At 47.3% G+C, this 14,779-nt stretch carries 21 protein-coding genes and 1 pseudogene; 13 read left to right on the top strand and 9 right to left on the bottom strand.

Annotated features, from left to right (window positions below; genetic code table 11):
* Nucleotides 1-4 precede the first annotated feature (4 nt).
* Nucleotides 5-1,078 (bottom strand): hypothetical protein, encoded by a 1,074-nt coding sequence (locus tag JCM14467_RS12790; RefSeq protein WP_054850420.1) that lies wholly within the window; start codon nucleotides 1,076-1,078, stop codon nucleotides 5-7.
* 270 nt (nucleotides 1,079-1,348) lie between these two features.
* Nucleotides 1,349-1,570: a hypothetical protein gene (locus tag JCM14467_RS12785; RefSeq protein WP_252901633.1), complete on the bottom strand. Its 222-nt coding sequence runs from the start codon at nucleotides 1,568-1,570 to the stop codon at nucleotides 1,349-1,351.
* A gap of 211 nt (nucleotides 1,571-1,781) precedes the next feature.
* Between JCM14467_RS12785 and JCM14467_RS12780 the strand changes: the two genes are divergently transcribed.
* Nucleotides 1,782-2,693, top strand: a complete 912-nt coding sequence (locus JCM14467_RS12780) for a hypothetical protein (protein WP_054850418.1) — start codon at nucleotides 1,782-1,784, stop codon at nucleotides 2,691-2,693.
* A gap of 33 nt (nucleotides 2,694-2,726) precedes the next feature.
* Here the strand turns inward: JCM14467_RS12780 and JCM14467_RS12775 are convergent, their stop codons facing one another.
* The gene (locus tag JCM14467_RS12775) at nucleotides 2,727-3,251 is read right to left on the bottom strand and encodes a hypothetical protein (RefSeq protein ID WP_054850417.1); all 525 of its coding nucleotides are present in this window, start codon (nucleotides 3,249-3,251) and stop codon (nucleotides 2,727-2,729) included.
* 26 nt (nucleotides 3,252-3,277) lie between these two features.
* Nucleotides 3,278-3,499, bottom strand: a complete 222-nt coding sequence (locus tag JCM14467_RS12770; protein ID WP_054850416.1) for a hypothetical protein — start codon at nucleotides 3,497-3,499, stop codon at nucleotides 3,278-3,280.
* 96 nt (nucleotides 3,500-3,595) lie between these two features.
* Here JCM14467_RS12770 and JCM14467_RS12765 point away from each other — a divergent pair, with 96 nt between their 5' ends.
* The gene (locus JCM14467_RS12765; protein WP_252901632.1) at nucleotides 3,596-3,949 is read left to right on the top strand and encodes a hypothetical protein; all 354 of its coding nucleotides are present in this window, start codon (nucleotides 3,596-3,598) and stop codon (nucleotides 3,947-3,949) included.
* A gap of 33 nt (nucleotides 3,950-3,982) precedes the next feature.
* Here JCM14467_RS12765 and JCM14467_RS12760 read toward each other — a convergent pair whose 3' ends face one another.
* Entirely contained in the window at nucleotides 3,983-4,684 is a 702-nt protein-coding gene (locus tag JCM14467_RS12760) for a hypothetical protein (RefSeq protein WP_054850415.1), read from the bottom strand.
* Nucleotides 4,685-4,780: 96 nt separating this feature from the next.
* Entirely contained in the window at nucleotides 4,781-5,473 is a 693-nt protein-coding gene (locus JCM14467_RS12755) for a hypothetical protein (protein WP_054850414.1), read from the bottom strand.
* Nucleotides 5,474-5,860: 387 nt separating this feature from the next.
* Between JCM14467_RS12755 and JCM14467_RS12750 the strand changes: the two genes are divergently transcribed.
* The 8 genes from JCM14467_RS12750 (at nucleotide 5,861) to JCM14467_RS12715 (ending at nucleotide 10,684) form a co-directional block, all read left to right on the top strand.
* Entirely contained in the window at nucleotides 5,861-6,577 is a 717-nt protein-coding gene (locus JCM14467_RS12750; protein ID WP_054850413.1) for a hypothetical protein, read from the top strand.
* 69 nt (nucleotides 6,578-6,646) lie between these two features.
* Nucleotides 6,647-7,249: a threonine synthase gene (locus tag JCM14467_RS12745; protein WP_054850412.1), complete on the top strand. Its 603-nt coding sequence runs from the start codon at nucleotides 6,647-6,649 to the stop codon at nucleotides 7,247-7,249.
* On the top strand, nucleotides 7,222-7,788 hold the full coding sequence (locus JCM14467_RS12740; protein WP_252901631.1) for a hypothetical protein: 567 nt from the start codon (nucleotides 7,222-7,224) through the stop codon (nucleotides 7,786-7,788). Before JCM14467_RS12745 ends, JCM14467_RS12740 begins: the two co-directional genes overlap by 28 nt.
* A 101-nt stretch (nucleotides 7,789-7,889) precedes the next feature.
* Nucleotides 7,890-8,783: a CBS domain-containing protein gene (locus JCM14467_RS12735; protein ID WP_054850410.1), complete on the top strand. Its 894-nt coding sequence runs from the start codon at nucleotides 7,890-7,892 to the stop codon at nucleotides 8,781-8,783.
* 16 nt (nucleotides 8,784-8,799) lie between these two features.
* On the top strand, nucleotides 8,800-9,117 hold the full coding sequence (locus JCM14467_RS12730) for a hypothetical protein (RefSeq protein WP_054850409.1): 318 nt from the start codon (nucleotides 8,800-8,802) through the stop codon (nucleotides 9,115-9,117).
* A gap of 8 nt (nucleotides 9,118-9,125) precedes the next feature.
* On the top strand, nucleotides 9,126-9,509 hold the full coding sequence (locus JCM14467_RS12725) for a hypothetical protein (protein ID WP_054850442.1): 384 nt from the start codon (nucleotides 9,126-9,128) through the stop codon (nucleotides 9,507-9,509).
* Between the two features lie 39 nt (nucleotides 9,510-9,548).
* Nucleotides 9,549-10,103: a tRNA-intron lyase gene (gene endA / locus JCM14467_RS12720; protein WP_054850408.1), complete on the top strand. Its 555-nt coding sequence runs from the start codon at nucleotides 9,549-9,551 to the stop codon at nucleotides 10,101-10,103.
* Nucleotides 10,104-10,177: 74 nt separating this feature from the next.
* Nucleotides 10,178-10,684, top strand: a complete 507-nt coding sequence (locus JCM14467_RS12715) for a DUF996 domain-containing protein (RefSeq protein WP_054850407.1) — start codon at nucleotides 10,178-10,180, stop codon at nucleotides 10,682-10,684.
* A 73-nt stretch (nucleotides 10,685-10,757) separates the two neighbouring features.
* Here JCM14467_RS12715 and JCM14467_RS12710 read toward each other — a convergent pair whose 3' ends face one another.
* Genes JCM14467_RS12710 through JCM14467_RS12700 form a run of 3 tightly spaced genes read right to left on the bottom strand, consistent with a single transcriptional unit; the run spans nucleotide 10,758 to nucleotide 12,840 of the window.
* On the bottom strand, nucleotides 10,758-11,663 hold the full coding sequence (locus tag JCM14467_RS12710) for a hypothetical protein (protein WP_252901630.1): 906 nt from the start codon (nucleotides 11,661-11,663) through the stop codon (nucleotides 10,758-10,760).
* Complete coding sequence (locus JCM14467_RS12705; protein ID WP_054850405.1) at nucleotides 11,585-12,361, bottom strand: thermopsin family protease; 777 nt, start codon at nucleotides 12,359-12,361, stop codon at nucleotides 11,585-11,587. Before JCM14467_RS12705 ends, JCM14467_RS12710 begins: the two co-directional genes overlap by 79 nt.
* The gene (locus JCM14467_RS12700) at nucleotides 12,361-12,840 is read right to left on the bottom strand and encodes a hypothetical protein (protein ID WP_054850404.1); all 480 of its coding nucleotides are present in this window, start codon (nucleotides 12,838-12,840) and stop codon (nucleotides 12,361-12,363) included. The genes JCM14467_RS12705 and JCM14467_RS12700 overlap by 1 nt, the downstream gene beginning before the upstream one ends.
* Nucleotides 12,841-12,911: 71 nt before the next feature.
* Between JCM14467_RS12700 and JCM14467_RS12695 the strand changes: the two are divergent.
* The 3 genes and pseudogenes from JCM14467_RS12695 (at nucleotide 12,912) to JCM14467_RS18705 (ending at nucleotide 14,707) form a co-directional block, all read left to right on the top strand.
* Nucleotides 12,912-13,549 (top strand): annotated as a pseudogene (locus JCM14467_RS12695) (IS607 family transposase).
* Nucleotides 13,542-14,042, top strand: coding sequence for a hypothetical protein (locus JCM14467_RS18710; protein WP_252901629.1), 501 nt, complete (start codon nucleotides 13,542-13,544; stop codon nucleotides 14,040-14,042). Before JCM14467_RS12695 ends, JCM14467_RS18710 begins: the two are co-directional and overlap by 8 nt.
* A gap of 77 nt (nucleotides 14,043-14,119) precedes the next feature.
* The gene (locus tag JCM14467_RS18705; RefSeq protein WP_252901628.1) at nucleotides 14,120-14,707 is read left to right on the top strand and encodes an IS200/IS605 family accessory protein TnpB-related protein; all 588 of its coding nucleotides are present in this window, start codon (nucleotides 14,120-14,122) and stop codon (nucleotides 14,705-14,707) included.
* Nucleotides 14,708-14,779 lie beyond the last annotated feature (72 nt).

The raw sequence follows: 14,779 nt of genomic DNA, 5'->3' as shown, positions 1-14,779 counted from the left end.
CCAATCACCAAACCAGCGGTATTAATGGGGCTAGGAACAACGGCACAAGGCTAATGCCCAAGCCTATTGAGTGGATTGCCTTCCCGGTCAATACTGCTGTCGTTATTGCAAACGGTATTAAGGACAGCGTGATTGCCTGTGGGTTTAATGTTATTGGCATGGGAATGCCTGTCACTTGCGATACGTCGATGCCATATAGTATGTACGCTACGAACAACATGAATGCATAGCCAATGGAGATGAATGGGCCATAAATCATGCCTGTGGTGACTGACCTCCTTATGAAGGTGACCAGGGAATCAACGACAATATTCACACGCTCAATGAATTCCCTAACCCCGACTGAGTATGCGTAATCCCACAACGGCCTAAGTTCCCTCTCCACCACGGTTATCGGCTTTGGCGGCTGTGGGTTCGGCACAGTAAGTAACTCTCCAAAGGACTCCAACACCCTCTGCGGCATTCCTAGGTAATTCCTGATGAATAATGCAAATTGAGGCATGTAGAGTGCCGCGAAGCTAACGCCAACGGCAATGCCGACCAGGAGTGCGGATTGGGTTATGCCCAGCCTAAACACGTACTGACTAATAGCATAGGCAATGACCCCCGTAATTGCAGCTGCAATGCTTGGATTGACGTAATCATACTTAGTGATTTCCAATTGGAAATAGTGGATGAATGGCACGAGGATCAGGCCCACTGCTGGGACCGCCGGTGGGACACCCAGGATCACCAGGAATGATAGGACGCTGAGCATTATTGCTATTGCTATCATTGCCGTAAGCGCCTGCCCCTGCCACTCAGCCCATTGATTCAATACTGAGTTATACCTATTTAGGAGCGCCATGAATGTTATTGCCGGGTCACTACCAGCTGAGAAGTAGGTATTGGCAATGCTCAATAATTCACGTCTATAACTCCTCGGTAGTGCCCAGGGACTATTGAGCACCTTCATCACCGTGGCTATCTTACGCCACGCCATACTAAGCCCAGCCACCTCATTCAGCGCCTGCTCTATGCCATCAACAGGTGCCCTAACCACGAAGACTAGATCAGCCACGATCTCCCTAACATCCATCAAATGATAATAATTAATTTATTTAAAAGGGGAAAATGAAGATTTAACAATATATTTTGATTATTTTATTTTATTAACGTTTTAACCCTTACGTAACGGAGACCGTGTATGCACCAGCACTCGTCATTACCTGTACGCTCGTGATCTCATCAATGGGACAACTTGAGCTTGAGTAAACGACCGTGAATGTCTGCCCTGGCTTAAGCGTCACCAACGGACCACTGCTTGATGATGAACCACTGCTGCTTGGTGGCGTGTATGACTGCCCATCTAGGTAGTAATTGGCGCTGGTGCAGCTCGCCTGGCTAGTGCTGCGTAGAGTGTTATACCGTATATGGCTAGGCTGCCAATGCCCGTATTCTTTATGTTTACCGTTAAGATGCCGCTTGATGCCGATGCGCTTATTGTCGGTATATTAGTCGTGCTTAATACCCTCATGCCACTTGCATAGACGAAGTATAGAATTACCACAGCCATGACTATGGCGACCACGGTCACGATCAGCCATAGTAGGGTGAATTCACCCTCCTAGCCCTAGATACCCTGGGCCTAGTGTCTTGTTTAACCCTTGATTTTGTCACTTTTACATGGGTTGTTGCGTTCATCACTATTGTTTAAACTTTAGTTTATAAGGGGTTACTTTTGGGTTGCCCGTTGAAGCCTCCTAAAAGCCTTTTAGCGGGGTTTCCGTGACTCTATTTTGATGAGTTGGTGGTACTACGCCACGAACACGGAGAGGGCGTTGATAGTCGCCGGCGTGGTTGCAATGGTGCTCCTGGCAGTGATATTAGTAAGTCCTTACGTGAAGCCTTTGCAGGCCATTACAGGTGGGTTGGGCTTGGTTCGTACAGAGGTCGTTTATGAACCAATCTACATAAACCATACGGTCTACGTGAATGAAACCACGCATCAATTAACTGAGGAGTTTTGGCTTAATTTCACAGGAACGGGATGGTGCTGGGACAGGGTGGTGGTGCTGCCAAACATGACGACTTGGTACATAGGCGTGTGGGTTGTGCCCGTCAATGTGCTCAACCAAACCCTGGGCGGCTTAACCAAGTGCAGCAACACCTGCTATGGCATGGTAATGCCCCATGCCGTGGAATACACCCGCCTATTTAGGCTTGGCGTTGTTGTTTACGTGAATGGCACGTGGAAATACCTATACCTGCCGGGGATTGGTTATTACTGGGTCAGTAACTTCACCCTCAATTACCCTGTACGGGGCTATACCGTCGCCATCTACGGAGACGTAACAGGAACAGGCCCTGTTATGCCCTATCCAAGGATTGTCAATATGACCAACGACTTAATATACATAAACGCCTCCTACTCAGGACTGGTGGTGTTGGCCCTAAATAGGACGTATTATGGCTATGCCTATGTCTACAACGATAGTCAAACGCCCAATATAGTTCCATGTAGGCTAGACATAACTTACGTTACAAACCCACGAGCAGCCCTGAACCTGACAATACCGTTTGCCGAGTACGTGGCGACCATGTACACGTATGCCGTAACCGGCACGGCTTGGAACTCAACAATGTCGCCGTACCTGGAATCCTTCGGGACCTGGGTCTGGCGATACTTCGCTGAGCCAATAAACACTGGTTGAAGTAATAATAAGTTGAAATAGTGATGGGAAAGTTTATGGAGGTGGCGGTAATGGTGGTATATATGGTGGTGGGAATGACCAGTATGATTGTGATTGCTGCGTTGAGTTGCAAGTCACCGTGAATTCCTGCACATCACCGGGGTAATACGTTGCTAGGCACGCCCAGGCACCGGGGAAGTATTCCTGGCAATACCCGGATGGTGATGGCTTTATACTGCATATATAACCATTGGGGTTGTGCGCTATGTATGCCACGAAACCAATGACTATGGGTAGGTATGGTGGGTTTATGTACCATTCATAGGATGTGCTTTTCACAGCTATATACGGAAATAGGGATGTAGGGTAGCTCCACTCCACGACCCAAGTTGCGTTGTATGGATCATTAACAACAACCTCAATGCCACCGTCACTACCGCCACCCAATACCGTATAACCACTCATCTTAGCCATCACGCAGACGTTTGGGTTTATGGCTGAGCATACCATGACCGCCGCCGGCATTGACCGCAGCGTCGTCATCCAGTACTGGTTTTGGTAGAGGACTCCGCTGTTCACACTCTGTGACTGCCCGTTTGGGTATATTATGTATTTGACGAAGAAGGCTCATGCCCTGTGTTAATCACTGCCATATAATAGCCCGAGGAGTTAGGTACAATATCAACCACAGGCCATAGGTAGTTGGCGAGTACTTGGTTATGAACATAGGCATAATAGCCATAAAGCACACCACCTACCACGGCGCCGACTATCACCATGGCTATGGCAAAGCCAATAACTCCGGTGAATATCTCGTCGATTCCCATCACTGTAATAGGACTTTACCTTATTTAAGGTAGCCTTCACCCATGGCTCGCCAAACACATATTATGCTTCCCTTAAAAATAGATCTCTGAAGTATAATGATGGGGAAGGGCATATCCTCGGTGGTCACCGCCGTGATATTGGCTATTACGATAATAACCATAATCTCCATCATAGCCATAAGCATACCACTAGCGAAGTCCTACATAGACAAGACACGCTGGGCAAGTCAGGTAAGCACCTACGAACCACCAAGCCAGGGCGGTATCACAAGTGGACCAGAAGTAGTTGGTTATTGCCTAATGAATACGGTTGGAGGCATTACCTATGTTTCCTGCCCTTCAATAACTACGGACCAGGTAACGGCCCCATCACAACCACCTCAATCAGCGCCTCCATGGTGGTGGTGGTACTTACACCAATGCCTTGGCCGCCGTGGTGATGCGATTTAACCCAACTCGCCTGGTCCAGGTACTGCTCACAATTCAATGCCCAAGCCTACTCCTTAGCGCCTTCTCGGTTTCCCTAGGTAATCCATTTATTACCCTGTATATCGTCTCATTAAGGTTCCCAGTCCTTACTGCGTTCACAAAGTTCGTGATAACCCAAGTAAGGCCTGGATTATTGCTCAATAAGTTAGCCACACTACTTAGTATGTTTAGGAACTCCTCATTGCCCACGTGCTTATCAATCACGCCTAGCAAACTGGACAGCGACCCTAAGCCCAGTCTTTCCGCGAGTTTCGTGGCCAGCATTAGGGACGCCCTTAGCATTGCCTCAGCATCGCCGTCCAATGAAGCCCTAGCCAGCCCCTTAATCACACCACAGGTATCCTTATCGCAGGCAAATTTGAACTCCCTCTCGAAGATTGGATCCCCCTCCACCGCCGCCTCATTAGGCATGACCTGAACCGTAGTCTGAGTTTGGGATTGCCCAGGTGCATGCAGTAATAATTTGACCTGGCTCAGTCTCTCCTCCCTTATCAACACCATGACCTTCCTCAACAAGTCCAGGCGCTCACTGGGCTGTGTATCCTTAAGTCTCCTATACAATGTATTGACATCGCTAATGCTCAGCCTAAACAATGGGCTTAGATCCACCTCATCAGCCCCACCAAACCCCTTAACCAACTCCTTAATCGCGGCAATCCTCAACCTCTTCACTATGGACTCATCCTGTGATTTCATAGTAAATTGTTCCAGGGAACCTTGAATTCCACGATCTATCGTAAATCCCCCGTTAATACGGCGAAAACTATCGTGCATTTTTCGCCGTCATCTACACTAATGTTCTGTTCTATATCGGATAATGCTGTACTTTTTTTCTACGCCTTTATCAAGCTCCATTACCATGCCCCTTAATTCATTTATGAATGATTTATCACGTGTGAAGACCCTAACGTAATTCTCACCTGCTCGTGGGGTGACCTTTATGTACTTACTAAGTACTTTAGCAAGTTCGGTGGTGTGGAATCCCTGGCTTAATTCATTGATTAGCTTAAGGGCTTGACCTGGATCCTTCATGGCAGTATCAATGACGTACCTCCTAATGAGCTCTCTGGCGAACTCAAGCTTTATGTCCCTATCACCCTTATCCTCATGAACCCTACATAACTCAGCCGCCAACGCCATCACCGCAAACCTCTCCTCATCCCTATACTCGCCGAGGTTCCAAACCTCAACCCTAACCTTGTCCAGGATCTCATTGCTTGCGTACTTCACGGCCGTCATGAGCAAGCACGTACTGGTTAATACGTAATTGCCTATGGTGAGGATGGGCAACAACACCCTCTGGCTAGTCTCAAGGAGTCTATCCAGGTATGCCCTACCAAGCTCCTCTGCGGTCTTCCCCTCACTGCATGGGCACGGGTGCCACTGCGGAATCCTGAAGGTATTAATGAACCTTCTGAGTGACATCACCTCCTTCCCCTTAACGGCTAGGCCTAATGTCTCAGGTTTTACAGTCTCAATAGCCATTACTAGTAAGTTGGTAATTCCTTAAAACATCTTAAAAAAGTTTTACCTTAATAGATTGATAATGTCTAGGTTGTGTTCCTGGGCTCCCTATTATTATTAAATTGAAAGTCTTCACCGAATGCTAAGTTATTGAGGATATATGAATACATTGAGGATTAACTGCTAGGTAAGGACACCTTCTAAACATTGCCTTACATAATTAATTCAGTTCATGTAGTGACACGGCACTAAGCACTAAAGGGGATTATTAACTTAATCCGCCTCATTCTATTTTTATGCAATAGATCCACGCTTTACGGGATGCTTTTGCCAAAATTTATAATTATTAACCATTCTTAAGGATTAATTTAAAAAAAGTTTATTAACCCATTGAAACTTACTTTGTTAATGACGAATCGACTTGACGAGACTAGAAGGGATTTTGTAGCTATTAATGATGATGGTTTAATAGTTGATAGGCTTACGGGCATGGTCGTTGATCGACTAGTCGAGGGCACACCCGACTACTTAAGTAGACCAATGAGGAGGGGGTCTCAAGGCCTTATTAATTGGGTAACGCGTGGTATGCAGGTGATTGGTATTAAGGATGAGACGCAGACTAAATCATTAGAGCAATTGACTGTTAGAATTGAGGAAGTGCTCAGTGAACATGGTATTAAGTTCCACAGAACCCAAAGCGAGGCCCTGGCGGTTAGGCTCAGGACACTTAGTGGTAAATTACCAAGATTACTCAGGGTTCTCGACTGCGTGCTTGACCCTGAATGTGATAAGTATGGGCCTGAGTTGAGGGTTGCTGTGGAAAGGGTGTTTGAGGAGGTCTTTGGGCCAGGCTCAGTCATCAAAGCCCAGATTACGTTAATGCTCAGGAGGTGGCTTCTCAACGATGTGATTAATGTTGATGATGTTTACCTAAGGTATCAGGAACTAAGTGCGTTGGCCAGGAACATTGGTAAGCACGTTTACAGGAGGAGTCTCATCAAGGCTGCAATAGCGGATGCCATTGTTGAGAAACTCGGTATTGAGAGTACGGAGGAATTACTGAGGGATCTAGGTGAGGGGCAGGTCATGGAACTACTCAGGAAGTTGAAAGGCAATCAATCCTAATGCGTTACCCATGAAGCAGCGTAAAGATGGGACAAAGACTTTTACCCCGGGTAGCCGTAAGAGGTGAGAATGAGGGTTAATGCAAGACTTCGATGCCTGAGGTGTGGCTATTCAGGGCCTGGTAACGGCCCACTCTGTCCCAGGTGTGGCTTCCCATTAATAACGGAGCCGAGAAATACCCTGAGGATTGATAGGGATAAACCGAGCATTCTTAGGTACGCGTCAGTGTTGAATTACGGCCCTAGGGTCGTGTCGCTTGGTGAGGGTTTTACGAGGATTAGGAGGATTAATGGGGTTATGATTAAGGATGAGTCTAGGAACCCAACTGGTTCATTCATGGATAGGGGCTCCTCGGTTCTTATTAGTAATGTGAAGGGTGAGGTCAAGGTGTTGTTTGAGGAAGACTTTACCCTGTCAATAGCCACCTACGCCAATGCCGCGGGCATTAATGTCAGGGTTTACGTGGACCCAGACAGAGTTGGCGCTTATCCTGAGCTCCTTAGGTTGTCTATCATGAATAACGTATCTGTAGAATTCGGCAGTAAACGTGAGGTCAACGTTTACTATGGCGAGCCTTTATTCCTAGATGGCATTAAGACTATAGCCTACGAGCTCTATGAGCAGGTCGGCGAGATTCAAGCGTGGTGCTGCCCATGGAGAGGGGTTACCTAGCCCTGGCTGTTTATGAGGGGTTTAGAGAATTGCGTGAGTGGGGCTTCATTGGCGAGTTGCCGAAGCTTGTCCTGGTCAAGCATAGGGCTGGCCAGATGACGGACGTTGGTAATTGGCTTGTCGAGACAGCCAATGCCAGGGTTGTTAACGTTGGTGATGAGGAGACGATTAGGTCAATGATTGAGTTAGCGAGGAGTGGTATGTACGTTAAGCCCGTGTCGGCAATGGCCTATGCCGTAGCGTCAACCCTGGGTAGGGACTACGTGGCCGTAATAACGGGCACCGGGGTTAAGGAGTATAGGGTTGGTAGGGAGCTTGGCGGCTTAACGAAGCTTCAGGAGGCAATAATCGGCGTGCTCGAGGGGTCAAGGCCCTTAACGGCCTACGAGGTTTGGGAGAGACTTGGCGGTGTGGCAACGATTCAAGGTGTCTATAAGGCATTGGGTTCGCTCGTTAAGCGTGGTTTGGTGACTTTTAACTATGAGGTTCGCGGTAATAAGAAGGTTAGGGTTTACAGCCTATTATCGAATTATAAATAATTAAGAATAATTACTAATTATGGACGAGAAAAAAACGTGCAACCTACGATGAATAAAAATTATAAACATTAAATCTTCTACTATAATAGTAGTGAATTGATATGATGATTGAGAAGTTGCCCTCGACGTACACATCGATACTCAATGCACTTGTTGAGTTGTACATGATGTCTAAGAAGCCGGTTAAGTCAAGGGATATTGCCGAGAAGTTGGGGATTAACGAGGGCACGGTTAGGAACTCCATGGTTGCCCTGAGGGCCATGGGCTATATAGAGTCTAAGACTGGGCCCTACGGTGGTTATGTACCGACTCAGAAAGCCCTTGAGTACGTTAAGATGCCCACCAACGCGGTCTTTGCCCTCGATATTGCGCCAATGACGATTAATAAGTTGCCCACGAACCTATACGTAACTGGTATTGAGCTACTAGACGTTATTAACCCATTCAGTAATAGGGCTCTTGTTAGGGTTATTGGGGACATGAAGAATATTAGGGTTGGTGATAATGTTAGGATTGGGCCCACAGCGAATAGCAGGGTCATTATTGAGGGCGTGATTACCGAGAAGAACGAGAACCTGAGGGAGTTGGTCGTGGCAATTAACAAGCTAATTGCCATACCGAAGGTCAAGGTTGAGGCCCTGATGAGTAAGAACGTGATAACAATAAAGCACAATGCACCACTTAAGGACGCCGCCAAGATATTTGCCGAGAGGAAGATTAGGGCCTTACCCGTGGTTGATGATGAGGGTAGGATAATGGGCTTGATAACGACTAGTGAGATAGCCAAGGCGTTTTATGAGGGTAGCCTAAACGCCAGGGTTGGGGATTACATGAGGAGGGATGTGCCGACTATTGATAAGGAGGCCGACATATACGATGCCATGAGGCTCATGACAGTTAACAAGATTGGCAGGTTGATAGTGGTTAGTGGTGGTAAGCCCGTGGGAATTATAACCAGGACGGACATACTGCAGTACCTGGCATCGCTCGATTAAGCATTTAAAGCACGGCATGCACTGCCGGGGTATTAGGTCAATACACCTCTGCGACATTTGTGAGGAGAGACCGGCAGTATTTAGGTGCCGCATTTGCGGTAGGTACGTGTGCGATGAAGACTTCGATAACTCAATAAATGCGTGTAAGGTCTGCTCGGCCACCTTGTGCCAGGTCTGTCGTGAGAGGCTCGCCGTTGGGCACTGTGCGAGGTGCGGTAGGTTGGTTTGTAGGAGGGATAGTGTCAGGGTCGGCCTTGTCAGGTACTGCATTGATTGTGCTAGAGAGTTGGGTTTGATTGGCGAGGTTAAGAATAAAAGGGAATCCACGCAGTGATTGGTTTGATGAGCGAGGGCAAGCCGAGTGAGGGTAAGCCTGAGAGGAAGCTACTAATACCCAGCTTCCTAACGCCGAGTGGTATCAAGCCCGAGGAGAAGAGGGAGAGGCGTGAGAGGAGGTTGAGGATTAGGCGTAGGAGCGATGTGGATGAGGGTAAGGCGAAGATGAACCCGGAGACAATGAAGGAGCTTGGGATTAGCGATAAGGTTGAGGTGGTGCTGGTCGGTGGCGGTTCTAGGGAGAGGAAGTACGTGTTTGCCGTAATACCCAGTGAGGATGTGCCTAGGAATGAGGTTTGGTGTAATGAGGAAGAGATGAAGAGGTTGGGTGTTGCGGATAATAGTATCGCAACTGTCAGGGCGCTGAGGGAGTTATCCTCGCCTCAATGATGAGGTTTGGTTTTTAATGGGTGCGGGGCATTAAGTGGTGTGTTTAGGGGTTACCTAATAGGCAGTGCCGTGGTTGTTACGGACATTAGCAATGCCAGGAAACTCTACTCAATGGGCTTCTACGGTAAGTTCGTTAATGAGGATAAGGTCAAGTTGAGCGAGGTAAACAATGTCAGTTCACCACTACAGCTCTCGATTATTGAGGCCCTATACCTAGTGGATAAAGGCATTCTAGAGGTCCTCGATAGCGATGGTAATAAGTTAACGAGGGATGACCTAGTCAGGGTTGGGCGTAGTACCGTGGTGAACTTCGACCAGGTGTACACAATCTATAGGGAGTTGAGGGATGGGGGCTTCATTGTTAAGAGTGGTCTTAAGTTTGGTTCATTATTCGCGGTTTACGAGAGGGGTCCTGGGATTGACCATGCGCCAGTCTTGCTGCACTTCATCGAGCCTAGGAGGGCTGTGAGTGCGCTGGACATAACGAGGGCCGCGAGGCTAAGTCACAGTGTTAATAAGCGATTTGTCCTGGCTACCCAGGGCGAGGCTGATGGTAAGATGCATTACATAGCCTTTGAATGGTGGAGAGCATAATATCCTAATATTTATTGATAATTATTGCATAATCAACGAAAAACTTATTAAGCAAGGTATTAAATCAGTGAACAATGAGTAATCAATCAGATATAAAATCTGCTGGTACACTGGGCTTCGTTGGTTCAATACTAATGTTTATACCCTATGTAAGCATAGTGGGTTATATACTGGTCCTAATAGCATTAAACAGGCTTTCCAAGGCTTATGGGAATGAGGCTATTTGGAGAAATGCCCTTTATGCGCTGATAACAGCTATTGTTGGTAGTGTATTATTTACATTCGCATTATTCGCAATATTAGGTGCTACTTCATCGTTATACTACATGGGGTTAAACATTAGTGTTATTGGTCTTTTTATAGCCATCTTCATAGTCGGCTACATAATCATACTAATAAGTGGTCTTTTTATGAGGAACACCTACAATGAGTTGGGTAGGTCAAGCGGTGTCGAGGACTTCAATAAGGCGGCTAGGTGGTACTGGCTAGGTGCAATACTGTCAATCATTATTGTGGGGTCGATACTGTACATAGTTGCTAATGTTTACGCAATACTTGGTTACAATAAATTAAGGGGTTAATGCCTTATTAATTGCGTCACCACTAATGTCGTGATTAAAATCACGGCCATTAATATAATGCTGTAGTAACCAATCACTGACGCTCAATAATACACTCAGTATTAAGCGGCACAAGTAATTCCTGGGTCACCCCATACGCATTCGTCACGCCACTTAATTCCTGACCACCGCACCTAATGATAACCTGCGTGAAGGGTTCAGGCAAGCCCAGTATGTCCTTCACGGTGAATTCCCTGTACGTAGCATTAAGAATTGCAGTATTGTTTACGCCATTGATTGTTAACGGCGTTTTTAATTCATAAACGAAATCGTTAATACTCACGTTGGTTATAGTCTCGCCATACTCGACCCAGCCGAGGTACTCGGTCCCGACGTAGACCCCGTTAATTGTGTATAGCGTTAACGATGCGTTGTACTCCCTGGCCCATTTAATGATTACGGTTATGGGTCCATCCATTAGTAGGATTAAGGTGTTGTTCGTAGCCACGTAATGTGTGGCGTTTGTTGCGAAGCCTGTGAATACGAGCCTCGTTTCATTACTCAGGTAAATTATTGTCCTTGGTACGGTTATATTGACTATGCTATCCGCGCTGTACCAACCACCAAGGCTTATTGTTTGGTTTGTAATGTCTATAACTTCGAGCCTGTAGTACCTACCCCATAGGTAATTTATCACGTATGACTGGTTCATGGTTGGTGACAACTCTGTGGTATTCATGTAAATGCCATTAATGAGTAGGCCCATGAGTCTCAGCATTGTGTTATTCCCCAGGTAAATACTTCGTGGTGTTGTTATGGTTACCCTAGAGCCCATGGGTAATGGTAATACTGCGGACACAATGCTTTGGTTATTGGCTGGGTAATCATTGAGTATTAGGAATGCCAGGTAATCAGCGTTGATTAGGGGTCCAGCGTACTCACTACCCACGGTAATACCCACGGTACCTGGCGCCACTGCGTATGCCCTGGCATTGACCACAGTTTCACCAGTGTCACTACCAAGCTCCAGGCACTGGGTATTGGCAGTAACTCGCCGTTGGGTCCCTTGTAATTGAGTGAGAGGGTTACATTCAATTCCTTAGCCAACACCATAGCCCCGCAGCCCGGCCCTCCAATCACGAACTCGGCATCGATTAGGTAACCCAGTGATGAGTATTCAGAGCCATTGACTACGAGGTATGGACCCCAGGATGGTCTCATTAGGAATGTGACGTTATCAATAAGCGCATTAACACCGCTCACTGAGTATCCGAGAAGCACCTCGGGGAAGCCATCGATTGTTCTATTGGTAATTATCGTCATGCTTACGGTTAATGGTGGTTCGTAGGGTGTCCAATTGCCCATGTATGCGTAAACCTCGTTATTCACCACGGAGCCTTGACCAATAATGAGTAATGGGTTCATGATGGACTCGGTACTGCTCATGTTCCAGACATTGACGAGTGGCGCCATTAAGTGGCTTGTGGGGTCTAGGATTAGGACGTTCTGAACCCAGTAATACTGGGTTTGGCTATTAATTATCACCTCAAGCACCGCATTTAATTGGAGCGAAAATGAACCTGGCGGTAGCTGGTCGCAGCTGGTTAGTGGCTGAAAGCTCGCGCTAAATATCCTGGCCTCGCCAAGGAATTCACTGGTCGTGTACGAGTACGGTATGTAACCAACCTGTGAGGGCATTAGCCGTAATCAACAATGCCGATTGGTGCGTTAATTATTGGTGTTGGGTAGTCGCGGGTTAGCACAAGCATTACATGGGCGTTTAATGAGCCATTATTAATGACGACAATGTAGTACTCACCGCTCGGTAACTCAATCGTTGCGTTGAGTGATTGCCCGTAGTACGTGAATAACGGCTTAACTGTACCTCCAGACCTTAGCTCACTATATCCCTGACTGCTCAGCACGAGTAGTAGTACGTCCATGTTCGAGGTTAGGTAAAGCCCCGTTGGGCCCGGCCCATAAATACTCACTGAGTAGTATGTGCCCGGCTCTATGGTCATTAGGTAGGTGCCCGAGCCAATCACGTGGTTGTAAATGACGGCGTAGTTAATTGGGTATGTATAAACCCCGTAATTATTAATTAGTGCGTTAACCTGATGGGTGGTGCCGTTGGGTAGGGTCACGAGTATCGCCAATAACACCAGTGGGTTAGGCATGTGTAACTTATTGATTGGGCAGAGACATTTAAATATAGCGTATTATAGTGTTTTGTAGTGTAGTGGAGTGTATGAGTGAGAGATTACTGCCGCCGAGGGAGGCTTGTAGGAGGTTGGGTATTCATTTTGTTACTTTGAAGAGGTGGATTTACTCTGGTAAGATACGTGCTGTTAGGACGCCTAGTGGTAGGTGGATGATTCCAGAAAGTGAGATAGAGAGGATAGTTAGTGGAAAAGCAGAAACAAGAGAGACCAAAGCTGTTATCTATGCACGTGTTAGCTCTTCAGACCAAAAAGCAGATCTCGAGAGACAAATACAGTACCTTACGCAGTATTGTTTAGCCAAGGGTTATAGGGTTGTGGATGTCCTGAGCGATGTTGCCAGTGGGTTGAGGGCTGATCGTAAGGGGTTGTTGAAGTTATTTGACTATGTCGTGAATAGGCAGGTAGATGTTGTGGTGGTTACCCATAGGGATAGATTAACGAGGTTTGGATTCGAGTACCTTGACTACTTCTTTAGGCAATTTGGTATTAGGGTAGAGACTGTTTACGATGAGGCGCCTGTGATGAGCGCCAGGAGCTTGTGGAGGACCTAATCGCGGTCATTACGGACTTCGCCAATAGGCTGTATGGTATGAGGAGCCGCAGGAAAAAGGAGCTCGTGGATGGATTCAGGAAACTCCTTGAGGAGGTTGAGGAGAGTGGCTAGGGTCACGAGGACCGTTATCGTTAGGACCGCTCCTTTGCCCAGGAGGTTGTTTAGGGTTTTCATTGAGTTGGAGGATATGTACCGCAGCATGGTTGAGGGGTTAACGATGTATGCCGTCAGTAATAACGTCAGGAGCTTCACCAGGCTCAAGGCATTGAAGTACCGTGAATTGAGGAGCCTATACCCACAACTACCATCGCATTATGCTTACACGGCATGCCAAGACGCAGCCACTAGGGCCAAGAGTTTCCTGAGGTTGAGGAAGCGTGGGTTGGCTAGGGGTGATTACCCAGAAATTAGAAATATCTCGATATGGCTCGATGACCACCTATGGAGGCTTAACGGCTACACCGCAGTGAGTATTGCAACCCACGTGGGTTGGGTGACCATTGAGCTCGAACCACATAAGCAGTACTGGAGGTACGTCAATGGTGGTTGGAGACTTGCCTCTGAGGCAAGGGTGAAGCTTGACGGTAGGGTAGGCAGCTCGTAATTTACCTAACCTTCGTTAGGGAGGTTGAGGAATATGAGCCTAGAGGATACCTGCCAGTTGATGTTAATGAGAGTAACGTGACGATACTTGTTGACGGCACTGCATACCTCCTTGAGACTAATACTGAGAGGGTTGTCCTCGGTTATTACTACCGTAGGAAGGCTATCCAGGAGAGGTATGACAGTCTCTACGGTGTGGATTCAGGAATTAAGGGGAGGGCCATGAGAAAGCTTAAGGAGAGGGAGAAAAGGAACGATATTAAGTGGAAGATTGCGAATATAATCGTTAGGGCCGCTAGGGAGAGGCAGTACGCAATCGTCCTAGAGAGGCTTGGTAGGAATCCCGCCAACGGCATGATTAAGAGGATTGGGGATAAGCAGCTTAGGCATAGGATCTACCAAGCGTCATTCAGGGGCATTCAAAGGGCAATAGAGGAGAAGGCAAGGGAGTATGGCGTCCCAATAGCCTATGTTAACCCAAAGAACACTTCTAGGCTCTGCCCAATCCACAATGCCCCGATAGTCTACAATAATAGTTCTAGGATTGGTAAGTGCAGTGCAGGTGGTGAGCTTTGGCATCGTGACGTGGCAGCCGTTTGGAACCTCCTCCTCAGGGCTCACCAGGGCGATGTGGGCAATGCCCAAAGCCTGGTGGGCCTACCCTAGATGGGAGCCGCGTTCCGTTCGGTTCGACCGCCACCCATGAACCCATAGGGATAAGCAAATCCCTATGGGCGA

It is taken from the genome of Vulcanisaeta sp. JCM 14467 (genome assembly GCF_001316245.1).
Taxonomy (GTDB): domain Archaea; phylum Thermoproteota; class Thermoprotei; order Thermoproteales; family Thermocladiaceae; genus Vulcanisaeta.
Note: the sequence above shows the minus strand (reverse complement) of the source record. Positions and strands in the feature narration are given on the sequence as shown.